General features: G+C 56.7%; 20 protein-coding genes and 1 riboswitch. Of the genes, 14 read left to right on the top strand and 6 right to left on the bottom strand.

The features are described 5' to 3' along the window. Positions 1 to 17 precede the first annotated feature (17 nt). Positions 18 to 761, top strand: a complete 744-nt coding sequence (locus NC979_RS10460; protein ID WP_190520397.1) for an SAM-dependent methyltransferase — start codon at positions 18 to 20, stop codon at positions 759 to 761. 278 nt (positions 762 to 1,039) lie between these two features. Continuing rightward, the gene (locus NC979_RS10455) at positions 1,040 to 1,705 is read left to right on the top strand and encodes an acyl-CoA dehydrogenase family protein (protein WP_348253551.1); all 666 of its coding nucleotides are present in this window, start codon (positions 1,040 to 1,042) and stop codon (positions 1,703 to 1,705) included. Here the strand turns inward: NC979_RS10455 and NC979_RS10450 are convergent. From NC979_RS10450 to NC979_RS10425, 6 genes are all read right to left on the bottom strand, one after another. Continuing rightward, positions 1,702 to 2,277 (bottom strand): cytochrome P450, encoded by a 576-nt coding sequence (locus NC979_RS10450; RefSeq protein ID WP_190520395.1) that lies wholly within the window; start codon positions 2,275 to 2,277, stop codon positions 1,702 to 1,704. The genes NC979_RS10455 and NC979_RS10450 overlap by 4 nt on opposite strands. 256 nt (positions 2,278 to 2,533) lie before the next feature. Continuing rightward, positions 2,534 to 3,394 (bottom strand): SDR family oxidoreductase, encoded by an 861-nt coding sequence (locus NC979_RS10445; RefSeq protein WP_190520393.1) that lies wholly within the window; start codon positions 3,392 to 3,394, stop codon positions 2,534 to 2,536. Positions 3,395 to 3,852: 458 nt separating this feature from the next. Continuing rightward, positions 3,853 to 5,490 carry a cation:proton antiporter gene (locus NC979_RS10440; protein ID WP_190520392.1) on the bottom strand — a complete coding sequence of 546 codons (1,638 nt, stop codon included), beginning with the start codon at positions 5,488 to 5,490 and terminating at the stop codon, positions 3,853 to 3,855. 85 nt (positions 5,491 to 5,575) lie between these two features. Continuing rightward, positions 5,576 to 5,659: riboswitch (Fluoride riboswitch) on the bottom strand. Between the two features lie 208 nt (positions 5,660 to 5,867). Further along, a complete protein-coding gene (gene cpcA, locus NC979_RS10435; RefSeq protein WP_190520390.1) occupies positions 5,868 to 6,359 on the bottom strand; it encodes a C-phycocyanin subunit alpha in 492 nt (163 codons plus the stop codon). 159 nt (positions 6,360 to 6,518) lie between these two features. Further along, positions 6,519 to 7,040, bottom strand: coding sequence for a C-phycocyanin subunit beta (gene cpcB, locus NC979_RS10430; protein ID WP_190520389.1), 522 nt, complete (start codon positions 7,038 to 7,040; stop codon positions 6,519 to 6,521). Between the two features lie 471 nt (positions 7,041 to 7,511). Continuing rightward, complete coding sequence (locus NC979_RS10425; protein ID WP_190520387.1) at positions 7,512 to 9,821, bottom strand: FAD/NAD(P)-binding protein; 2,310 nt, start codon at positions 9,819 to 9,821, stop codon at positions 7,512 to 7,514. Positions 9,822 to 9,983: 162 nt separating this feature from the next. On the opposite strand from NC979_RS10425, the gene NC979_RS10420 reads away from it, so the two are divergent. The 12 genes from NC979_RS10420 to NC979_RS10365 all read left to right on the top strand — a co-directional run bounded on the left by NC979_RS10420 (position 9,984) and on the right by NC979_RS10365 (position 23,299). Continuing rightward, entirely contained in the window at positions 9,984 to 10,901 is a 918-nt protein-coding gene (locus NC979_RS10420) for a TauD/TfdA dioxygenase family protein (RefSeq protein WP_190520385.1), read from the top strand. 214 nt (positions 10,902 to 11,115) lie between these two features. Then, complete coding sequence (locus tag NC979_RS10415; RefSeq protein WP_190520383.1) at positions 11,116 to 11,310, top strand: DUF2795 domain-containing protein; 195 nt, start codon at positions 11,116 to 11,118, stop codon at positions 11,308 to 11,310. Positions 11,311 to 11,468: 158 nt separating this feature from the next. Continuing rightward, positions 11,469 to 13,112: a RecQ family ATP-dependent DNA helicase gene (locus NC979_RS10410; protein WP_190520381.1), complete on the top strand. Its 1,644-nt coding sequence runs from the start codon at positions 11,469 to 11,471 to the stop codon at positions 13,110 to 13,112. A 149-nt stretch (positions 13,113 to 13,261) separates the two neighbouring features. After that, positions 13,262 to 14,038 carry a class II glutamine amidotransferase gene (locus tag NC979_RS10405; protein WP_190520379.1) on the top strand — a complete coding sequence of 259 codons (777 nt, stop codon included), beginning with the start codon at positions 13,262 to 13,264 and terminating at the stop codon, positions 14,036 to 14,038. 449 nt (positions 14,039 to 14,487) lie between these two features. Continuing rightward, positions 14,488 to 15,564 (top strand): sulfonate ABC transporter substrate-binding protein, encoded by a 1,077-nt coding sequence (locus tag NC979_RS10400; protein WP_190520377.1) that lies wholly within the window; start codon positions 14,488 to 14,490, stop codon positions 15,562 to 15,564. A 35-nt stretch (positions 15,565 to 15,599) separates the two neighbouring features. After that, entirely contained in the window at positions 15,600 to 16,712 is a 1,113-nt protein-coding gene (locus NC979_RS10395) for a sulfonate ABC transporter substrate-binding protein (protein ID WP_199308891.1), read from the top strand. 122 nt (positions 16,713 to 16,834) lie between these two features. Beyond that, positions 16,835 to 17,977 (top strand): FMNH2-dependent alkanesulfonate monooxygenase, encoded by a 1,143-nt coding sequence (ssuD, locus tag NC979_RS10390; protein ID WP_190520375.1) that lies wholly within the window; start codon positions 16,835 to 16,837, stop codon positions 17,975 to 17,977. A gap of 153 nt (positions 17,978 to 18,130) precedes the next feature. Next, the gene (locus NC979_RS10385) at positions 18,131 to 19,315 is read left to right on the top strand and encodes an acyl-CoA dehydrogenase family protein (protein WP_190520373.1); all 1,185 of its coding nucleotides are present in this window, start codon (positions 18,131 to 18,133) and stop codon (positions 19,313 to 19,315) included. A gap of 24 nt (positions 19,316 to 19,339) precedes the next feature. Further along, the gene (locus NC979_RS10380; protein ID WP_190520371.1) at positions 19,340 to 19,945 is read left to right on the top strand and encodes a peroxidase-related enzyme; all 606 of its coding nucleotides are present in this window, start codon (positions 19,340 to 19,342) and stop codon (positions 19,943 to 19,945) included. 90 nt (positions 19,946 to 20,035) lie between these two features. Beyond that, complete coding sequence (locus NC979_RS10375) at positions 20,036 to 21,118, top strand: aliphatic sulfonate ABC transporter substrate-binding protein (protein WP_242024063.1); 1,083 nt, start codon at positions 20,036 to 20,038, stop codon at positions 21,116 to 21,118. A 159-nt stretch (positions 21,119 to 21,277) separates the two neighbouring features. Next, positions 21,278 to 22,102, top strand: a complete 825-nt coding sequence (locus tag NC979_RS10370) for an ABC transporter permease (RefSeq protein WP_190520369.1) — start codon at positions 21,278 to 21,280, stop codon at positions 22,100 to 22,102. A gap of 132 nt (positions 22,103 to 22,234) precedes the next feature. Then, positions 22,235 to 23,299, top strand: a complete 1,065-nt coding sequence (locus tag NC979_RS10365; protein WP_190520367.1) for a taurine ABC transporter substrate-binding protein — start codon at positions 22,235 to 22,237, stop codon at positions 23,297 to 23,299. The last annotated feature ends 7 nt before the right edge of the window (positions 23,300 to 23,306 follow it).

The raw sequence follows: 23,306 nt of genomic DNA, 5'->3' as shown, positions 1-23,306 counted from the left end.
CTTATTTTTTTCTTGCCATGAACAAAACTGTGTTAGCCTCTGATGCTGCGCTCGAGGTTAAGTCTCCTAATCAGGTATTTTTCTGCCCTGAAGAGTCTCAATTTTATGCTCAGTGTCTAGAGAAGATGGTGCTATCGCAAAGCACTTCAGCGGACACCATCATTGAATTTGGTTCCGGCGATGGTAGCCCTGTAATTCAAGCTCTGCTCAGAAGTGCCTTTGATGGGACGATTCAAGGATATGAGCTAAACGCAGACTCCTATAAGCTGGCGAAGCTTAGAATTGAGCAGTATGGTCTAACACCTTATTATCAAGTTCATAACAACTGCTTCTTTAATAGCTCCCCAGAAAAAGCGCGCTATCTGATCGCGAATCCTCCTTACTTGCCTGCTCCAGACAACAATTTGTATATGCCGTCTCTGCACGGTGGTGCCGATGGGGCGGGTATTACCAATCAGCTCTTGACGCTTGGCTGTGAGCAGGTGATGTTGATGATTTCAGCTTACTCAAACCCCGTTGACACTATTAACCACGCTAAACAAATTGGTTATGATGTGGTCGACTTTATGATCACTCCCCTCAAGTTTGGCTACTACAGCTCAGAGCCTAAGGTCAGAAATACTATTACGGAGCTTCAGCGCCGCCGCCAGGCATTTTTCTCAGAAAGAATTTACTTCTTAGCTGGGGTACTTTTCCGCCAGAAGAGTGCATTGACCTCGTGCCTGTCAGAGGAGTTCTTGAAGGTAATGACCGCGCTGTAGCGCTGTCTGCATTCAAGCTCACCTAAAGCACCTCAAACTCTTTAAGAAGGAGTTCGAGGTGCTTTGTTGCGCAGTTTGATCAGTTTTTGGAGGTTCAATTAGCCTATTCTATAAAGTTGATGGCAAGCAATTCGCTATCTTGTCCTCGCACTATTGGCGGCTTTCTGACGGCCTCTTGTCAGTTCAAGTTGGCGTTTGAAAGATTTAGACACTAATCTTTACAAATACATCAAAGGGTAGAGGGGCACAAGTTAGGCCATCTGCCATTCTTAGGAGCATTGCCAGCGTCGTGGCTGCTTACAGTGCCTTTCCTAGGAGGTGTCCCTATCACTGCTGAACTTTTAACCCTGTCGCTAACGCCTAAACCTGCGATCGCAGAGCTACTTCAATTGGCTGTACAGATGGCCGATGACTTTGCAGCCCAGGCGGCGGCAGTCGACCAGCCGGGGGCATTTCCAGCGAACGAGTTTGAGCAGTTAGCCAAGGCAGGGTTTTTGGCTGCCCCGCTGTGCGTTACCCTGGGCGGCTACGGCCTTGGCATTGAGGCCGCTTCGATCCACGATCTGCTAAGGCTGCCCAAACACATTGGCCGGGGCAATTTGGCGATCGGGCGGGTGTACGAAGGGCATGTGAATGCGCTACAGCTGATTCAAACCTTTGGCACGGCGGAGCAAATTGAGCGCTACGGCCAAGAGGCGCGAGATCAGCACAAGCTGTTTGGCGTTTGGAATGTGGAAGATTCCGAGGGTCTGCACCTGGTGCCTGTTGGCCCGAACCGCTACCGAATGGAGGGAGCCAAGACGTTTTGCTCGGGGGGTGGCTATGTGGAGCGCCCTTTTGTGAATGGCAAGCTGCCCGATGGGTCGTGGCAAATGTGCATTGTGCCCATGGATGAGGTGAGCACGGGCTGCGATCGCACCTGCTCAATCACCTCTGCAATCTAGGCTTCGACCCGCTGGCGGGCTTGAACACCCCGCAAATATCTCAGTCCCAGGCCACCTACACCGTCGATTATGGCAGCCAGCTCTAGGGTGCGCCGAGAGACGTCAGTTTCGGGTAGGGGCACCCCCGACCAGGCGCAGACGGCGCGACAGAGAATTTCGTTGATTTGCTCAAACAGCACGACCTGATCCTGCTGCTGCCACGACTGGGCGTACTGCCGGCAGTGGCGCAGAGTGAGATCGCTGAGCTGCTGTAGTCGCTCAGGGGTCATCAACCCCATAAAAATTTGCTTGCGCTGGCGGTGGCTGGCTCCGTCTAAACTCTGCACACCGCCTTCGCCCAGGAGGGTCTTTTTGACCCGCGGAGGGGCAGCCTTTTTCCGAAAAAATTTGTTGTTGTCATAGAACAATTCGGCCGCCGCTGCACCCCGCATGCAAATGGTTTTTTGCAGCCGCAGCCGAGTTTGAAAAACATCGGTCCCCATGCGATCGCACCGGTTGCCAATAAATTTGTAGCCGTCGCGCAGCAGCCCCAGCGTACTGTCGATACCCGGTTCAACGGGAATATTAGCCATAGCTTTTGCCTCAATTTTTGGCCCAGCCCAGCAGTCTGCCCAGCCCAAGGTGACAGGTTAGTGAGGGTCTCAGGTTCAAGGTCTCAGGTCTATGATCTGCCTTAAACCTGACACATAAACCCTGAACCCTATGCAGTCCAAGCCTGTCAAAATGAGCCTGGTCAAGTACTAGCGGTTAACCAAGCCACTATAAAGGGAGAGGCCGCGATCGCAGCCTCTCCCTAGGGCTTAAATGTGATCAGCCACCGGCGTTGCCTTAGCCGTTAACAACCACGCCACCGTTGGGGTGCAGCACCTGACCCGCCATGTAGGACGCATCTTCAGAGGCCAAAAAGACAAAGCTAGGGGCGACTTCCTTGGGTTGCCCCGGCCGCTGCATCGGTACCTGTTTGCCAAAGTTGGCGACATCATCGTCCGAAAAGGCGTCGGGAATAAACGGCGTCCAGATCGGGCCGGGGGCGACGCCGTTGACGCGAATGCCCTTTTCTAACATGGGGGTAGCCAGGGAGCGGGTAAAGGCCAAAATCGCCCCTTTGGTGGTGGAATAGCTCAGCAGGCTGGGGTTGCCTTTGTAGGCATTAACCGAGGTAGTGTTGATGATCGAGCTGCCCGGCTTCATGTGAGGAGTGGCCGCTTTAGCAAAATAGAACATCGAGAAGATGTTGGTGGCAAAAACATCTCCTAGTCGGGCCGCATCAATGTCATCGAGGCTAGGCTCTTGGTACTGCACCGCCGCATTGTTGACCAAAATATCAAGCTTGCCAAACTCCTCAATCGTTTTTTGCACGGCTTCACGACAAAAATCTTCACCGCGAATATCGCCCGGAAGCAGCAAACAGCGGCGGCCGTAGTCTTGCACGGCCTGCTGAGTTTCTTTAGCGTCGTCGTGCTCATCGAGATAGACAATGGCGACATCGGCCCCTTCTTTGGCGTAATAAACCGCTACGGAACGGCCAATACCACTGTCGCCGCCCGTGATTAGGGCAACTTTGTCTTGCAGTTTACCGCTGCCCTTGTAGTTGGGGTCGTCATACTGCGGCCGGGGCACCATTTCTGACTCTAGGGCAGGGGTGCGCTCTTGGTGCTGGGCGGGGATTTGATCGGGGGTGATAGTCATGGATGCTGCTCCTTTTGATTAGTTACAAATTGATTGATTACGAAGGCGGTGTACCCTGCGCTGAACCCAAATTTTTATCCAGTCAGCTAGCCGCCGTTCTGGGCTAACCCTGAGAGGCAATCGAGTGTAGAAACCCGTTGCTCCTTACTCCACGAAAATTCGCAATTGCCAGTAAAAGGGGAAGAAATTTAGGGACGACTTCTCGCTTAAAGAGGTAACTTAGGGAGAACTCATTCTGACACCAGAACGCGTAGACTCTTTACGGGCAAGCCTGGGGCAAAATGTCGCCTTGATTAAGAGTCTGGCCCCACTGTAACGACCGAGATCGGTAGGGTTATCTTTCTATGGGGTGAACCCAATTTGAAGGAAAACTCTACTGCCAACGCCGAACGTTTAGAGGCTAGTTGAAGATGGATCTGGCGTAACTTTTTGACCTGGAAAGGCCTTCTTTACCTGACTCAGCGCTGTTCTGGCATGAAGGCAGCATCTTCAACCACAACAACTGGTAGCAGGCTGGTTTCTAGCACCGTCTGAGAAACCGACCCCACCAGCACGTTGTCTAAGGTGCGATCGCCGCGCTTGCCCATCACAATCTCAGCCACGTCATACTCTTGGGCAACCCGCACGATTTCCTCTGGCACCGAGCCTGAAGTGGTAATAAACCGATGGCGAATGTCGGCTAAGCACTGCTTCGTCCGCTGGCGCAGTTCCTCTACTATCGCCAGATCGTCAACTCGTACCACATGCAGCACCACCACATCGGCATCGCTACGGCGAGCGAGTTCGGCAACTTTGGTTAGCACCCCTGTTGCCAGTGGCGACGCATCCACCGCTGCCAGCAGGGTAATCTCGCGGGCCGCCGCTACCTTCGTCGGGTCTACCTCGCCGCGCTCTAGCAGTTTGGGAGCAAAGACGGGAATTGCCCAGGCCCCCAACGGAGCCGTCACCAAAATTGAGAGGGCCGACAGCGCCAAAATAATCTCGCCGCCCTCGATGCCCTGGGCCAACGGAATTGCACCGATCGCCGCCTGCACCGTCGCCTTGGCCGAATTGCCCGGCAGCAAAAACAGCCGTTCATTCCAGGCCCAGTTGCTGCCTAGGGTAGACAGATACCAGCCCAGCGATCGCCCCACTAGCGTACCAATAGCTAGCACCAACAGGCCGACCAGCAGCGTGTCGCCCAGCACGCTAAGCTCAATGCTCGCCCCCAGCAGCACAAACAGAATGATTTGGGCGATCGTCCACAAGCTGTCAAAGCCGCCTCGCAACCGTCGTGCTAGCGGAGCATCTAGCTCGACTAGAAAAAAACCGGCGGTCATTACCGCTAGATAGCCGGAAAACACCGGAAAACCTTCTGCCACCACCACCAGCAACAGGGCGAAATTCGCTGTCACCAAAGCATCCTGCACTGCATTTTGGGTCCATTTTTGCCGAGCTAGCAGCGACACCAGCAAATGAGCGGTCAGCCACCCCAGCAATACCCCCAAGGCAATCTGGGCAATAATTTGAATCGGCAGTAGCTGAAGCGGGCTCAGAGTGACACCGCCGGGTAGAGTAACCGCGATCGCATTCTGGGTCAGAAACGCCAGCAGCAGGCTAAACACCAGCAGCAGCAGCACATCCGAGAGGGCGCTGCCCGTCAAAATCGCGTCGGGAATGCCTTTTTTAACGCCCCAGCCCAGGCTCTTGAGACGCAGCATTGCAGGCACAATCACCGCTGGTGACTCGGCCCCCAGCACACAGCCCAGCAGTAGCCCGGTAGCAAAATCAAACTGAAATAGCCACACAGCGGTGAAGCTAATGGCGATCGCCTCACAGGCGGCGGGCAAAACCCCCAGCCGCAGCGCCACCGACCCCTGCTGGGTGAGCTTTTCGCGATCGAGGCCCAAACCCGCTTTCATCAAAATCACTATTACGGCAATGGTGCGCAGCCCATCTGCCACTGCCAACACCCCTGGGCTAATTACGTTACCCACCTGGGGGCCAATCAAAATACCTACCAGCACCATGCCCACCAGGGCAGGAATTTTTAGCCGTCGAGCAATTTGCCCGACGAAAAAACCCATCAGCAAAATCCAAATCATGCTTTCTAACATGTCGCCACGCCAAAGTTGAATCGGTTACGTGGCCTGTGGCAGTAGTTAAAAGACTCCAAAGCGCCTACCCTTCCGCCCCAAGCCGGAATGAGTAGGAGCCATCAGCCCTAACGCGATCAAAACTGACTCACGCAGGGCGGTTTTGGCGAGCTCCATCGCCGTCTTTACTGTTTATAGCAGACTGAGAAGCCTCAGGTTGACCATGGGCATCTGCTGTCCTCAATCAAAAAAATCACCTGCGTAGCATCTGACTTTGACCATAGACCCATAAAGGAGCAGGGCAAGGCCAGAATGCTACACAAATGATTGTTTGACGCATTTAGATTGGTTGTTAAACAGGCGTTCAGGTAGGAGAGCCTGCCGCCTAGATTAATGCCCTAGCTGAGGGCATTAATGACGTAGTCAATATAGGTATTGACCTCTACGGCAGGGTCGCCGCTGAGCCCGTGATTGGCTTTGATGTGTTTCAAAGCCTCAATGTACCAGCTGGGCGATAGCTCAAAGGTGCTGTTGATTTCAGCTAGCCCAGCCACCAGATAATCATCGATGGGGCCGGTGCCACCTACGATCAGGCCGTAGCTAATGATGCGCAGATAGTAACCGATGTCGCGCACGCACTTGGCTTTGCCGCGATCGTCAGCAGCGTAGTTCGGCCCCTGCAATTGGTTGGTGTAGGGAAATTTTTGGTACACCGCATTAGCGGCGGCCTGGGCTAAGCTGTCGGCTTTGCTAGCCAAGGTTTTAGCAGCCGCCAGGGTGTTTTCGGCCTGACGAAAACGGCCAAAGGCCACCTGAAACTCAGCACTACTCAAGAACCGCCCCTGGGAGTCAGCAGTGTTAATCGCCTCAGTTAAGGGAGTTTTTGACATGGAAGAATTACCTCAAGCGTAAATAAGTAAAGGGGTAAAACAGAACCTAGTCGTGGCAGGTTAGATTCGAGCGCCTAGGGTTAAAAAGCCTAGAGGGTTGAGGCTCACACTTTGTACCTAAACCCTGCTTGTAACCTGTCACTCTTGCTGAATGAAGCACTAGACTACCGCCGCTGCCGCTCGGTCAAAATATCCCGACAACTCAGAAACAAGAGAGCTGCAGTCGCCCTGGGTGATGTTGGCAGGGTCGCTAACAATGCGAATGGAGGCTTCTTTGAGCTTTTCGATGCCGGCTGCCACCGAAGCACCGGGAGTGCCTAAAGCCACGTAGGTTTCGCGCAAACCATTCAGAGCGCGATCTTCTAGAACGCTGGCATCACCGGCAAAAATAGCGTAGGTGACGTAGCGCAAAATAATTTCTAAATCGCGCAGGCAGGCTGCTGCCCGCCGGTTTGTATAAGCGTTGCCGCCGGGAGCAGTGAGCTGAGGCTGCTCGGCAAACAATTCGCGAGCGGCACTCGCGACAATGGCTGACGAATTGCTGGTAATGCGGTTAACAGCATCGACGCGCTTATTGCCGTCTTTGACCAGGTTAATCAACGCATCAACCTGATCGTCACTAAGGTAAGAACCTCGGCTATCGGCTTGGGAAACTACCTTAGAAAAGACATCAAAGACCATAACACGGATCTCCTAAAGACTGATTTCATCAATACGTAAATTGGTTAATTTTGATACCCAAAGGCTACAGCTAAACTACTTTTCCCAAGCTCCGCAAAAACCAGGCATAGTTAAATGTCTAAGCAAAGCCTAGGCGTGCAGACTATTGCCCGCACTTGTATTAATTGTTAGACAAAACCTATGGGCTGAACCTAGCGAATCCTCGTCAGCTCTAGTTGACAAAGACTGCTTACAAAACCAACCTGAATTATTTATATAGCAAAATTGAAGGCTATTTTGTTACAAAAAATTTAGCGATCGCCATTGTTTCTACAATCACAAAAAATCCTCTGAATCGCTATTTATTTGTTTCTTAAACTACAATCAATTGATCTTTTAGCTATTAAGTGTGGAGTGCTTTGTAAGGCTTAGTAACAATTGTTGTTTGAACTACAAGCCCCAATACGGTGTCTAAACGCTTTACCTCAATCCTCAAATATACATAGCGAAGTAACCCTCAAAAATTTCGGCATTGGTAGTCAGGTTTTGCTCCGTCTGATCGCGCTCTGCCTGACTATTTGAGTTAACGTCTAGATCGCTGGGAGGAATGAAATCGCCGCAGTGTTCGTTGGCAGGCACAGCCTGATTAATCTTTTTGGGATAACTCAGGCCTAGGTGGGTCATCAGGGTGATGAATTGGTCGCGGGTGCGATAGCCCGCAGTTAGCCCTTGACCATCGGTAAACCGAGGATTCAATCGCTTCTCTTCGCCAATGGTAGAAACCGTGCGCCCCTGGTAATCGTGGGCGGGGTAGACCAGGGTGGTGTCAGGCAGGGTAAAAAGCCGCTGGGTCACAGTGTCATAAAGAGCGCCGGCATCGCCCGATTGCAGGTCGGTGCGACCACAGCCGCGAATCAGTAGGGCATCGCCCGTGAGTAGGTGGGTGTTATTAATCAGGTAGGCCATGTGACTACTGGTGTGCCCTGGGGTGGCGATCGCTTCCAGGCGCACTGCCCCTAAAGTGAGTATTTCACCGTCAGCCAGATTGTGGTCAGCGGAGTGGGCGGCGTTTTGGGGTACTAACACTCGGCAGCCGGTCTGCTGCCTGAGCTTGCCTGCGCCAGTAATGTGGTCGGCGTGAATATGAGTTTCAAGACAGTAGCGCAGGGTCAGCCCCAGGTCTTGGAGAATTTGCAGGTCGCGATCGCTCCGCTCGAGGACGGCATCGACCAGGGCGGCCTCTTGGGTTTGGCTATCGGCAATCAAATAGGTATAGGTGCTTGACTCTGGGTCAAACAACTGGCGAAACACCAGAGTGGACTGAGGCAGCACAGGGGCAGGTTCGCCGCAGTCTTGGGCGAAAGCCACGCGCTGGGGAGTGGCGTAGACCCGAGTGGGCAGCGGGCGCACCCGCACCGGCAGCGATTGCAGCACCGTCGAAGCGAGCCGCTGGGCCTGCTCCCGCAGCTCTGGCACGGCAATAGATTCCCAAAGCTGGCCCTTACGAGGGGTGCCCAGCGTGTAGAGCAGGGTAGAACGACGACCCTGGGCATCGAGCACAGCTCCATCAGCGGCGGTATCGATGCCCAGGCCCAAATCGCAGGGGCGAATGAGCTGCTGCTGGCGCAGACTGGCGATTAAGGGCTGGGGCGATCGCCGATAGTCGGCTTGCACCCCCGTGCAGTTGACCACGCGGCTGACCTGTAACGTCTCGTCCAATTGGGAACCGCGACGGCGAAAGCTAACAGCTACACCGTCAGAGATCGCCTGGTAGCCCAAAATGCGCCCGGCAGCGATGGTTAACTGCCCAGATTGCTGCAAAGTTTTGATCATCTCGCCAATCGTTGGCGCAATGCGGTGGCGGTGTACGTCCCAGTAGGGGCTGAGGTGGCGCAAAAATCGCCGCTGCTCAAGGCGGGGTAAGCGCTGCCAAAGTTCCTGAGTGATGGGCCGTAGTGAGTCGATTACCGATCGCCAGTCGTAGCCATAGGCCTTAGCTGTTTCAACCTCGCGCCGCAGCCGCTGGGTCAGACCGCGCAGGGTAGTCGGAGCGATGTCTGGAGTCAAAAAGGCTGGGTAGGGCAAAGTCGACTGGTGCGGCAACGGGGCTAGCCCGCGCCGAGACAGCGCATAGATGGGGCCACGGTGGCGACGGCTGTGCAACGACACCACCATATCAACCATGGTTAGCCCGGTGCCTACCAGCAGCACCGGCGCATTGGGGGCCAGGTCATCCAGGGCATTCGCCGCCCAGGCGTGGCGGAGGTAGGGGCGATCGCTGTCGGTTTCGACCCCTGCCGGGGCATTGCCCAGCGCCAGCACCAGCCGGTCGGCGACAAAACTCTGCCCGCTGGCTAACGACACCACCGCTCCTTGGCCCTGGGGCGCGATCGCCACCGCTTCGTCTTCTACCCGCTCTAGCCGCACAGTGCTGAGGGCCGACGCCTCGGCCTCCTCCAAAATGGATTGGATATAGAGACCAAAAACCTGTCGGGGAATAAAGGTGCTGGCATCAAAATCTTTGGGCAAAAATCCCGTTAGGGCGCTGCGGTTGTAGTTGAGCCAGCGCAGCAGATGGTCTGGCTCATCGGGAAAAGCACTCATCTTGCCCGCCGAGACATTCAGCAGGTGGCCGCTAGTTGTGGTGCTGTAGGCCACCCCTTTGCCCGCCTCTGGGCGACGCTCAACCAGCTTAATCACGAGGGGACGGTTGGCCGTTTTGAGCAGGTGAGTCGCCACTAGAGACCCGCTAAAGCCAGCACCAATGACAGCGATCGCAGGGGGAGAATTGGAGAATGACATAAAGCAGTCAAATTAAAATGTAATTTGTTTGCAATTGTAATTCAGTTAATTTATGTTCTCTGTAGCCTGTGGCATACTTGGCCCACCGTAACCGCCGATCTGGCCAATCAGGCCGATCGAATCTGTGGGTGCTAGCGGCGAGTTGTTCACAATTCCCTTGCCATGAGCTTTGTATCTCTCAACCTACGTCCTGTTGCCGGGCGCATTGGCGCTGAAATTTTTGGCCTAGACCTCAGCGATGCCCTCAGCGACGACACCATTCAAGCCCTGAGACGGGCCCTCGTAGAGCACAAGGTAATTTTCTTCCGCGACCAGCAGCAGCTTGACTCAGAGGGTCAAATCGCCTTTGCCCGACGGTTTGGCCCCCTCACCGCCGCCCACCCAACCCTGCCACCCCTAGAGCAGCGCCCCGAGGTGCTCGACCTGCACTACGGTCAAAACCATCTCTATGCCAACTACTGGCACACCGATGTCACCTTCGTCGATCGCCCACCCCTAGGTTCAATTTTACGGGCGGTAGAGCTGCCGCCTGTGGGCGGTGATACCATTTGGGCCAACACGGTCACCGCCTATCAAGATTTGCCTGCTCCGCTGCGGACCCTGGCCGACCAGCTCTGGGCGATCCATAGCAACGCCTACGACTACAGCACTGGGGCCGTGAATCTGTCTGACTTTTTTAAGCACAACCGTGCGGTGTTTGAATCGACGGTGTTTGAAACTCGCCACCCGGTCGTGCGCATTCACCCCGAATCGGGGGAGCGAGCCCTGGTGCTCGGTGGCTTTGTGCGCCGTTTTCAAGGGCTTTCCCAAACCGAGTCGGAGGATCTGCTGCGCACCCTGCAAAGCTACGTCACTCGCCCTGAAAACACCGTGCGCTGGCAATGGCGACTGGGCGACGTGGCCTTTTGGGATAACCGGGCCACCCAGCACTATGCGATCGCAGACTACGGTGACTACCCCCGCCGCGTGCAGCGGGTGACCGTCGTTGGCGATCTGCCCGTCAGCCCCAGCGGAGCCCATAGCACCGCCCTCAAAGGTGATTCTGCGGCCTACAACGGACTGGTGGCTGTTGCTTCTTAACTGAGGGAAAACGACAGGATTCAAGCGCGTCAGACATGCCCAGCTTCGTCTGGGTAACACTGGCGCGCCTTGACGCTTCCTGCTTTTGCCATCTATGCCGAGCGATGCCGTGGACGGATGGGAGGTTGTACCTGGGGCAGAGGAAACTCCAGCGCAGGGGGCATTAGCTTGAGGACAGCCAACAACCCAACGCTGCTACTCAAGGAGGGGAAAAATGGCTAAAGTTAACCCGATCCATGTACAGAAGTTTTTGAAGGGGATGGACTATCCCGCCAGCAAGCAAGACGTGGTCGACCATGCCAAGCAAAATGGGGCCGATGAGAATGTTTGCGCCACCCTAGAGCAAATGCCTGACGAAGAGTTTGAAACCTCGGCTGATGTCAGCAAGGCCATTGGTGAGGTTGATTAAAGCGCTATGGCTTGTGCAATGCGATCGCCCGATCGCATTGCACAAGCGCCAAGAACCTTTTATCGCCGCTGCCACTCTAGCTAAAAACAGCAGACTTGAAGTGGTAATGGCGAGCCAGATAGCGGCTCAATTGTTTTTATCAGCAGGTTTCAAGCCGCATGGCTCAACCACCCAAATCGGTGTCTAAGGAAAAAATTCGTCAGACGGCGCAGGCAAAGCTCGGTTACGCAGACCTGCGGGAGGGGCAAGAGGAGGCGATCGCCGCCCTGATTGAGGGGCACGATGTCTTGGCGGTCATGCCTACCGGGTCAGGAAAATCGGCCATCTACCAGCTGGCGGGGGCCATGATTTCCGGCTGCACCGTTGTGATCTCACCCCTCGTGGCGCTCCAGCGCGACCAAGTAGACTCGATCGCCGAGCAGGATGTGGGCGAAGCCGCAGCGGTCAACTCTACCCTAAGCGCGTCTCGGCGAGAGGCGGCTTTTGAGTCGCTGGCCGATGACGAACTAGAGTTTATCTTTCTGGCACCCGAACAGTTCAATAACCCCGAGACCCTAGACCGGTTGCGCGCTGCCAAACCCTCGCTGTTTGTGGTTGACGAAGCCCACTGCATCAGCGAGTGGGGTCACAACTTTCGGCCTGACTACCTCAGGCTGGGCGCGGTAATCGATGCCCTCGGTCATCCCAGGGTATTGGCCCTAACGGCCACTGCCGCCCCGGCGGTGCGAGAAGAAATTGTCAAACACCTGGCCATGCAAGACGCTCAGGTGCTGGTACAGGGGTTTGACCGACCCAACATTTGGCTAGAGGTGCGGCGCTTTGAGACCGAAGCCGAGAAAACAGAGGCCCTGATCGACCAGGTGGTGCGCGCCAAAAAGCCGGGCATTGTCTATGCGGCTACTCGCAAAAATACCGAGGCTTTAGCTGAGGCACTAGAGGAAGCCGGTGTGGCCGCGATCGCCTACCACGCCGGCATGAAAGCCGCCAACCGCGAACGGGCCCAGGCCGCCTTTATGGACGACGAAGCCGAGGTGATGGTAGCCACTACCGCCTTCGGCATGGGCATTGACAAGCCCAATATTCGGTTTGTAATTCACCACAACATCAGCGATTCCGTCGATTCTTACTACCAAGAGATTGGCCGGGCGGGGCGAGATGGTGAAAAAGCCTTTGCGCTGCTGTTCTACTGCCCCGACGACCTGAATATTCGCCGCTTTCTGGCCAGTGGCGGCCAGGTAGATGTGGAGCACGTGACCCAGGTGGCCACCGTACTGCAAAGCCAGGATGACCCCATCAAGCGGCAGGATTTGCAGGCCAAAACCGATCTGTCACGAACCAAGGTGGCCGCTGCCCTCAGCCACTTAGAGGCGGTAGATACTGTCGAGACCTTACCCACAGGCGAAGTGATTGCCCGTGACTTGGCGAATGTGGAGGAAGCTTCCCAGGCCGCCGTTGAGGCCCAAGAACGGCATCAAAACCACGTGCGATCGCGCCTAGAAATGATGCGAGGCTATGCCGAACTGCGCGACTGCCGCCGCGGATATTTGCTCAACTACTTTGGTGAAAACCGCGATCAGCCCTGCAGCTTTTGTGACAACTGTCAGGCAGGCATTGTGGTCGAAGACGAAGGTGCATGGCAGCCCTTTGCGTTGAATAGCCGCGTAGTTCACCGAACGTGGGGCGAGGGTACGGTGATGCGCTATGAGGGCGACAAGATCGTGATTTTGTTTGATCAGATGGGCTACAAAACCCTGGCTAGGCAGTTGATCAGAGAGTACCGGCTGCTGGATCAGGTAGATTAGCCACTAACGCTGACCCGCCGTCTCATGGCGACTGCAATTACACAGAAGATCAATGCCACCACAAAGCCTTGTTTGTCGATGATGTATCGATCGCAGAGTTACGGAGTTAGCCTTAGAGCTACTGAAAGACTCGTGATAGATACGTCATTATGTGCCAGCTGTTGGGGATGAACTGCAATGTGCCCACGGATATCTGCTTCTCCTTTGAGGGGTTCTGTGCGCGGGGGGGCAAAACCGATGACCACAAAGACGGCTGGGGCATTGCCTTTTTTGAAGGCCTAGGCTGCCGCGTTTTTCTCGACGACAACCCGTCTAGCTCATCGCCCGTGGCCGCCTTCATTCGGCAATACCCGATCAAATCGATGAATGTGATTGCCCACATTCGCAAGGCCACCATCGGGCCAGTCAAGCTAGAAAACTGCCACCCCTTCAAGCGAGAACTGTGGGGGCGCTACTGGGTGTTTGCTCACAACGGCGACCTGCCGACGCTGCCCTTTGACCACCAGGGCATCTACCGCGCGGTGGGGCAAACTGACAGCGAGCAGGCCTTTTGCCTCATGCTCAACCACATTCGGCAGCGGTTCCCCGATCGCAAGCCCCCCATTGAAGACCTGTACCTGGCTCTGCGAGAGATCACGGCGGCGATTGCCCCCCACGGCATCTTCAACTATCTGTTGTCAGATGGCGAACACTGCTTTGCCCACTGCTCCACCAAGCTCTGCTACATCGTGCGCCAGGCTCCCTTCGCTGCGGCCCACCTGATTGACGAAGACATTACGGTGGATTTTCAAGAGCTGACCACCCCGAGCGATCGCGTCGCCGTCATTGCCACCACTTCCCTGACCGACAACGAGGCCTGGACCCCCATTCAGCCCGGTGAACTGCTGGTCTTCCAGGATGGTTTACCGCTCCATCTAACTCCTTAAGCAGGAATGCCCTTTTCCCCTTATCTATTGAACGGTCCTAGCCTAACTTCACCATTACAAACACCCAGATCTAGGACAGGTTCGACGTAGGGGCATTGCAGTGCAATGCCCCTACCAGAGGATTCCGCCTGTCAAAGTGTCCCAACTAAATCAACTGCTGCAATACATCTAGATTCGGCATAGCTCAAGCGCCAGTAGGTCTCTTGCCAACCATGCCTTGCACCCAAAGCTCTATACCCAACGTTTCAACTCAATAAAATATTAAATGAAATTTAATTTCATTTGTAACTGAGTTTACTTGAACTTCACTTAGCCCCCATGCCATACTGCGCCAGCAAACAGCGGTATTTCTACCGACTTACCGTAGTTTCCTGGGTTGGCCTTAGCTTTGTGCAACTGCTGCAAGGTCAGGTCCGCGCTAGGAACAGATCATTTGTGGAGGCACAGCCATGGCACAGCATCGCCCTAGAGCTTGGGGGCTTACCCGACGACAGTCGCTAAAGTCGTTTGCCTATCTATTTGCCGGCGGCATGGGGTTGAGTGCAGCGGTCACCGCCTGTAGCAGCGATTCTACTACCAGCACCGAAACCCAGCCCGCCGCCAACAACGCCAAAGCCAAGGTGCTGCGCATTGGCCACCAAAAGTTTGACCCGTTCATTTTGATCAAAGCGCGGGGCGGGCTAGAGGAGCGGCTAAAAACCTTCGGCACCCGCGTCGAGTGGATTGAATTTCAATCTGGGCCGCCCCTGCTGGAGGCTTTGAACGTCGGCAGCATAGACATTGGCCGCACTGGCGATGCCCCACCGATTTTCGCTCAGGCGGCGGATACACCCTTTTTCTATGTCGGTAGCGGCGCACCCCGCCCCAAGAGCTCAGCCGTTGTGGTGCAGGCCGATTCGCCAGTACAAACCCTGGCCGATCTCAAGGGAAAAAAAGTGGGCTTTCAGCGCGGCTCCAGCGCTCACTTTTTGGTGGTACAGGCACTCAAAAAAGCCGGATTGGCCTGGTCAGACATTGAGCCGGTGAACCTCACCCCCGCCGATGCCCGCTCCGCCTTCGAGCAAAACAACATCGATGCCTGGGGCATTTGGGACCCCTTCTACGCGGCCTCAGAAAAACAGGTGGGGGCGCGCACCCTGACCACCGGGGAAGGGCTAGCCCCCAACCGCGAGTTTTTCTTGGCCTCCAAAGCCTTTGTAGCCGACAACGAAGCGCTACTGGTGGCCCTGCTCGAAGATACCGCTGAAGTTGCCCAGTGGGCCGACAACAACCCCGCCGAGGTGGTGGAGGTGCTGGCCCCCATTACCGGCCTAGAGCCAGAGATTCTAGATGTGGTCACCCGCCGCCGCAGCTGGATCTTTGACCCAGTGCAGACCGAGGCGATCGCAGAGCAGCAGCGCATTGCCGACGCCTTCTACGAGCTAGAGCTAATTCCCAAAGCGGTGCGCGTGCAAGACGTGATTTGGACCCCCAGCTCAGCGGCCTCGGCCCGGCTAAAGCGCCCTGCTGCCAACCTCCTCGCCTAACTCCCCATTGCCATTCACCAAAGTTGAGCCCACCCATGAATTTTGAAAAGACGGAGTTTGAAAAATCTTTGCAGATTGCGACTCGCTATAACCACTCCCATAGCCAGGCCCAAACCTCAGCGTTGTGGGGGTCAACCTCCCGCCGCCGGTTTCTGCGCCGAGGTGGCATGTTCTTGGGGGGCATGGCCCTGGCCGGTGCGGTAGGGGCTTGCAGCAGCGAGTCTGCACCCCTGGCCGAGACCGGCGCGACCCAAGCCAGTGCCGGTGGTGCCGCCCCCGCTGCCACCAAGCAGTTGCGGGTGGGCTACCAAAAGTCATCCACAGTGCTAAATCTGCTCAAGAACCAGAAACTCCTCGAAAAGCGCTTTGAGGCCGAGGCCTTCCCCATCACCTGGAATGAGTTTGCCGCTGGCCCCCAAATGCTCGAAGCCCTCAACGTGGGCAGCATCGACGTGGCCTACACGGGCGAAACCCCGCCGATCTTTGCCCAAGCCGCCGATGCCCCCCTGGTCTACGTCGCCTGGGAAGACGTTGGTTCGCTTGCCGAAGCCATCCTTGTGCAGAAAGACTCGCCCATTCAGAGCGTCGCCGAGCTAAAGGGTAAGAAAGTGGCTCTCAACAAGGGTTCAAACGTCCACTACCTGCTGGTCAAAGCCTTAGAAGAAGCGGGTTTGCAGTACAGCGATATCGAGACCGCTTACCTGCCCCCCGGCGATGCCCGCTCGGCCTTTGAGCAAAATAGCGTCGATGCCTGGGTTATTTGGGACCCCTTCCAGGGAGCGGCAGAAAAACAGCTGGGAGCCAGAACCCTGCGCGACGGCAAAGGCATCGCTCGCAATCGAGGCTTCTATCTTGCCACCAAATCTTTTGCCGATAGTCAGCCCGACGTGCTTAAAGCGGTTTTAGAAGAGGCCGAAACTATCAGCACCTTTGCCAAAGAAAACCCGGCCGAGGTCTCTAAGTTTCTGTCCAACGAGTTGGGCATTCCCACCGACGTGCTGGATCTAGTGGAAAGTCGGCGCGGCTACGGCATTCAACCCATCACCGACGAGGTGGTGACCTACCAGCAAGATATTGCCGACACCTTCTATGAGCTACAGCTGATTCCTAAAGAAATTGATGTCTCTACCGTCATTTGGAACAGCTAGGTAATGCTCACCAGGGCACTCAAAGCTTGACGTAGGGCCGATACAGCTCTAACGCTGCGCATGCGCTTCTGACTCTCTCCTACGTCTTTTCTCTTCGTTGTTCTCTCGCGTTTTTCATTGCTATGAGCCTCGACATTCACTGGTTTATACCGACCCACGGCGACGGCCGCTACCTAGGCACCGCTGTGGGAGGTCGCGCCATCACCGCCGACTATCTGCGGCAGCTGGCTGGTGCGATCGATCAGCTGGGCTACGCTGGGGCGCTGCTGCCCACCGGCAAATCCTGCGAAGACGCCTGGATCACCGCCGCCTCATTGATCGCAGCCACCAAGCGCATGAAGTTCCTAGTGGCGATTCGCCCCGGCATCAGCTCCCCCGGCATGGCCGCCCGCATGGCAGCAACCTTCGATCGCATCTCCAAGGGCCGACTGCTGGTCAACGTTGTCACTGGCGGCGACCCCTACGAGCTAGCCGCCGATGGCCTGCACCTCGACAAGCAACAGCGCTACGAACTCACCGACGAATTTCTCGAAGTCTGGCGCGGCGTCATGCAGCAGCAGGTGGTGGATTTTGAGGGCAAGCACCTGACGGTGAAAGGTTCAAAGCTGCTGTTTCCCCCGGTGCAAGACCCCTACCCGCCGCTGTATTTCGGCGGCTCCTCACCGATCGCCAAAGAAATTGCCGCCAAGCACGTAGACCTCTACCTCACCTGGGGCGAACCCCCGGCCCAGGTGGCCGAAAAAATTGCCGAAGTACGCCAGCTCGCTGAAGCCCACGGACGCACCCTGCGCTTCGGCATTCGCCTCCACGTCATCGTGCGCGAAACCAATGCCCAAGCCTGGGACGCCGCCAACGACCTAATTCGCTATTTGGATGACGACACCATCGCCGCCGCCCAAAAAGCCCTAGCCCACGCCGACTCCGAAGGCCAGCGCCGCATGGTCGCCCTCCACGGCGGTCGCCGCGACAGCCTCGAAATTAGCCCCAACCTTTGGGCCGGCGTTGGCCTGGTGCGCGGCGGAGCCGGCACCGCCCTGGTTGGCGACCCCGACACCGTCGCCCAGCGCATGCAGGAATACATCGACCTGGGCATCGACACCTTTATCTTCTCCGGCTACCCCCACCTCGAAGAAGCCTACCGCTTCGCCGAACTCGTATTCCCCAAACTACCCCTGGAGAACCTGCCCACGGCAGCCCCCAGCCGCTACGTCAGCCCACTGGGCGAGATTATGGCCAACGATAAGGTGCCTGCTCCAGCCAGTTAGGTGGGGAGTGGATGGGTGGATGGGTGGATGAGTAGATGAGTGGATGAGTGGATGAGTTAGTTGCTTGCTTACCCGCCTACCCATCCACCCCCTACCCCCTTACCCATCCATCCCCTACCCGCCTACCCATCCACCCCCTACCCCCTCACCCCCATGCCCGTCCTCGAACGCCTCGACAAATCCAGCATTCTCGCCACCGCTGCGGCCCTGGCTCAGGAGCTAGCGGCTAGTGCGGTGGAGCGCGATCGCACCGCCGGCATTCCTACATTAGAAGTGTCTCGCCTGCGAGACCTTGGCCTGTTGCCCCTCGTTGTGCCCCAGGAATATGGCGGGGCCGGAGCCGATTTAGTCACCTTATATCAGGTGGTCAAAGAACTTGCTAAGGCCGATGGCTCCATTGGCCAGCTCTACGTCAACCACATCGGTCTTGTCACCCTGGCCCATTCCCTCGGCACCGTGGCGCAAAAAGAGCGCGACTATCGCGGTACCGCCCAGCACCAGTGGTTTTGGGGCAACGCCATCAACACCCGCGACGAGCGGCTCAAGCTTACCCCCGACGGCGAGGGCTTTCGGCTGAATGGCGAAAAGGGGTTTGGTACCGGCATTCCTGCCGCCGATCGCTGGGTGTTTTCGGCGGTGCAAGACGGCGTCGAGCTGCCCTTGTTTTTGGCGATTCCGAGCGATCGCGATGGTGTCACCATCCAGGACGACTGGGACAACGTTGGCCAGCGCCGCACCGCCAGCAACAGCCTCAGCTTCAATAACGTTTGGGTCGCACCCGACGAAATCTATGGCCCAGCCCCCGATCCCGATGGGGCCTTTGCCACCCTGCCCGGCCCCGTAGCTCAGCTCGGCAAAACCTACGTTTATCTGGGCATTGCCGAAGCCGCGCTCCAGGCCGCCCGCCAGTACACCCAAGCCAAAAGCCGCCCCTGGATCACCTCTGGGGTCAGCGGCATTACCCTCGACCCCTACGTACTGCACCACTACGGCGATCTATGGGTGCAACTAGAGGCCGCTAACCAACTGGCCGCTAGCGTGGCCCCACTGGTCCAGGCCGCCTGGGACAAAGGCGACGCCCTCACCCACGAAGAACGGGGAGAAGTGGCGGTGCGGGTCGGGGCCGCCAAAGCCTTTGCTAGCAAAGTAGGGCTAGAGATTGCCAACCGCATCTTTGAAGTCACCGGCAGCCGTGCCACCGCCACCGCCTACGGGTTCGATCGCTACTGGCGCGACCTGCGCACCTTCACCCTCCACGACCCCGCCGACTACAAGCTGCGCGACACCGGCAACTGGTTCCTCAACGGCGTCTACCCCACCCCCACCCAATATTCCTAACCCTACCCATTCAGGAAACTTCCCATGACTCAATCCCTCACTCCACCCGCTCCAACCCTGTCCTCAGTTAAACCGGTCTCCTGGCTGAACGTGCCCGATGAGGCCAGTCTGCCTGCCGATATTCAGGCCATCTTTGCCGATCAGCGGAAAAAGCTTGGCCTGGTGCATCCCTACTTCAAAGGGTTTTCGCTGATTCCTGAGCACCTGCGGCTGTGGTTCAACTACTACCGCGAGCTGATGTATGGCGAAGGCGAACTCTCTGCAAAAGAGCGCGAAATTATTGCCGTCGTTTCTTCTGCCACTAACCACTGCCAGTCCTGCGTCACCACCCACAAAGCGGCGCTGCGAGAAGTGACCGGCGATGCCGCCTTTGCCGATGACCTGGTGACCAATCGCGAAAATTTAGAGCTGACCCCGCGCGAGCAAGCCCTGGCCGACTTTGCAGTGCTGATCAGTCAGCTCGCCCGCGACCTAGATCCATTGGAGCTAGAGCCGCTGAGGGCGGTAGGGTTGAGCGATCGCGCCATCCTCGAAGCCGCTGAAATTGCCGCCCAGTTTGGCCTCTCTAATCGACTCACCAAAGCCTTCGGTTGGCAAGTTGGCCCCGAGTACGACCAGCTCTTTCGCTAGGGGTAGCGCTAGCTCTACTGCCGAGAATTTATTTCTCAGCCTCGGCATTTTCTAATTCGTTTTCCTTTTTGACTCAGCGTAGGTATAGCAATGCTCCGGTTTCGTAGTCTTCGATTTTCGTCCCTACAGATTCGCCCCCTCAGCCGGATGGCTAGGCGGCAGTGGCTGCGAGGCATGTTAGCCATCACTACCGCCTTTTGCGTAGCGGTGCTGAACAGTTGCGCCCAACCCTCTCCCAGCAGCGACGCCGCTAGTTCAGGGGCTACCGCTGCCGCAGTGCCCAGCGCAGTGCGGATAGATTTTGCCTACTACAACCCCGTTAGCCTAGTGCTCAAAGCCAAAGGCTGGCTAGAAGAAGACCTAGCCAAAGACAACGTCAATGTGGAATGGGTGCAGAGCCAGGGCAGTAACAAAGCCCTAGAACTGCTCAACAGCCGCAGCATTGACTTTGGCTCCACTGCCGGGGCCGCTGCCCTGCTGGGCAAAGCCAACGGCAACCCGATCAAGTCGGTCTACATCTACTCCAAACCCGAGTGGACGGCCCTGGTCACCCGCCCCGACACCGGCATCAGCAAAGTCGAAGACCTGAAAGGCAAAAAGGTGGCCGCTACCAAGGGCACCGACCCCCATATCTTCTTGCTGCGCGCCCTCGACCAAGTGGGGCTCTCTGAAAGCGATCTCGAAGTCGTGCAGCTGCAGCACGCCGACGGCAGAACAGCCCTAGAGCGCGGCGATGTCGATGCCTGGGCTGGCCTTGACCCCCACATGGCCAAAACCGAGCTAGAGCAGGGGTCTAAACTCTTCTTCCGCAACCCCGACCTCAACACCTACGGCTTTCTCAACGTGCGGGAAGAGTTTGCCAACACCCACCCCGCCTACGTAGAGCGCGTGCTAGCCGCCTACGAAAAAGCTCGCCAGTGGTCGCTCGAAAACCCGGCAGAACTCGAATCAATTCTCGCCGAAGCAGCGGGCCTAGAGAAAAACGTGGCCGCCAAACAGCTCGAGCGCACCGACCTGACCAACAGCGTAATTGGCACCATCCACAAAGACACCATCACCGCCGCCGGAGACGTGCTGAAAAAGAGCGGCGTGGTGCCCGCTAATACTGATGTGAATGCCGTTGTGGATTCCTTAGTCGACCCGCAGTTTATCGAAAAAGTCGCAGCCCGGTAGGTGAGGGGTGGATGAGTGGATGGGTGGATGGGGCTTTGTGCGCTCGTTTTTTCCCTACTCCCTGACCGCTATTCTCACCAGCCTGAAGCCTCTACCCCTTACCCATCCACCCCCTATCCCCTATCCCTTACCCATCCACCCATCCACCCTCTAACCCCCATGCTCACCCCCGCTACCCAAACCCCAGTCACGCCAACGCTCCCCACCCGGCGGCGGTGGTTGGCTGGTGACGGCTGGATTTCTCTGGCCTCGGTGGCAACGGTGCTGGGGTTGTGGTGGGTGGCGAGCCACGCGGGCTGGGTGAGTCCGTTATTTTTGCCGACCCCAGAGGCGGTGCTAAAAGCCTTTGTGGACATTGTGGTGAATGGCTACAAAGGCGTGCCGCTGCTCTTTCACATTTGGGAAAGCCTCTATCGGCTGGGGGTAGCGCTGATTTTAGCGGTGCTGATTGCAGTGCCGTTGGGCATGGCCTGCGGAGCTTTCGACAAACTGCGGGCTGTGATTGAGCCGCTGATCGAGTTCTATCGCCCCCTGCCGCCCCTGGCTTATTACACCCTGCTGGTGATTTGGCTAGGCATTGAGAATGCCTCGAAGATTGCCCTACTCTTCTTGGCGGCCTTTGCGCCCCTGTTCATCGCTGCGGTGGCGGGGGTGCAGCGAGTGCCCCGCGATCGCATTCTCGGCTCCCAATCTTTGGGGGCCAACCGCTGGCAAATCTTTCGCTACGTGATTTTTCCCTCGGTGCTGCCAGATTTATTTACCGGGCTGCGCACGGCGATCGGTTTTGCCTACACCACTCTAGTTGCCGCCGAAATGGTCGCCGCCGTCTCCGGCATCGGCTGGATGGTGCTCGACGCCAGCAAATTTCTGCGTAGCGATGTCATCTTTGTCGGCATTTTCATCATGGGCGGCATTGCCGTGGCATTGGACTGGCTGCTGCGCTGGGTGATGCGATCGCACCTGACCTGGGTGGGTAGGGAGTGATGGGGTGATGGAGTAGCCAGTAAGTTTTGAGTTTTGGATTTAGAGCATGAATTCAAAACTTAAAACTTTCTCCTCCCCCATCCACCCCCTACCCATCCACCCATCCACTCCCTACCCCAAAAAGGACACACCATGCCCCTCAGACGACGCCATTTTCTCTACAGCTTAGCCGGTGTCAGCCTGCCGCTAATTGCAGCAAGCTGCGCGCCCACCACTACCACTCCGGCTGATAGCGCCGCTGATCCGGCGAATGCTGAGGGTAGCTCCGGCGTCGCGGCTCCGGCAACAATTCGCATCGGTTACCAGGTAATTCCCAACGCTGAGCTGTTAGCCAAGGCCCTGGGGCTGACCGAAAAAGCTTTCCCTAACAGCAAGATTCAGTACTCCAGCTTTGACTCGGGGCGCGATGTCAATACTGCCTTTGCGGCCAACGGCATCGATTTTGGGCTAGCGGGGTCGGTGCCTGTGGCCGTCGGCATTTCTCAGGGGTTGCCCTACGAGGTGTATTTCATTCACGACGTGATTGGCGATGCCGAGGCTCTGGCGGTGCGCAACGGCATTGCCAGCACAAAAGATTTAGCGGGCAAGAAGGTGGCAGTTCCCTTTGGCTCTACTACCCACTTCAGTCTGCTGGCTCTGCTGGAGCAAGACGGCGTCGACTCTGCTAGTCTCACTCTGCTCGACTTGCAGCCCCAGGATTTGGTGGCCGCCTGGCAGCGGGGTGATATTGATGCCGCCTACGTGTGGGAGCCTCACCTCACCCGACTGGTCAGCGATGGCGGCCAGATTCTTACGACCTCTGCAGATTTGGCCGATCGCGGCGTACTCACCGCCGACGTGGGTCTAGTGCACAAAGACTTTGCCCAAAACCATACCGATGCGCTGCGCCAGTACATCGCCGTGCTAGATGAAGCGGTGGAGTTTTATCGTACCAACCCTGATGAAGCGGCTGAGGCCCTAGCCAAAGAGTTGGGTCTGACGCCAGAAGAATCGCTGGCCAGCTCTAAGGGCATCATCTGGCTCACTTCCGCAGAGCAGGCTGACGCGAAGTTTTTGGGCACTCCCGACCAGCCTGGTGACTTTGCCGATGTGCTGAAAGATTCTGCCGAATTTTTGGTGAAGCAAAAAGCGATTGATCGGGCCGCCGATATCACTACCTTTCAGCAACACCTGCGCAACGACACCCTCAAGTCTTAAGGCAACC

Source organism: Leptolyngbya subtilissima AS-A7, assembly GCF_039962255.1.
Lineage (GTDB): Bacteria > Cyanobacteriota > Cyanobacteriia > Phormidesmidales > Phormidesmidaceae > Nodosilinea.
Note: the sequence above shows the minus strand (reverse complement) of the source record. Positions and strands in the feature narration are given on the sequence as shown.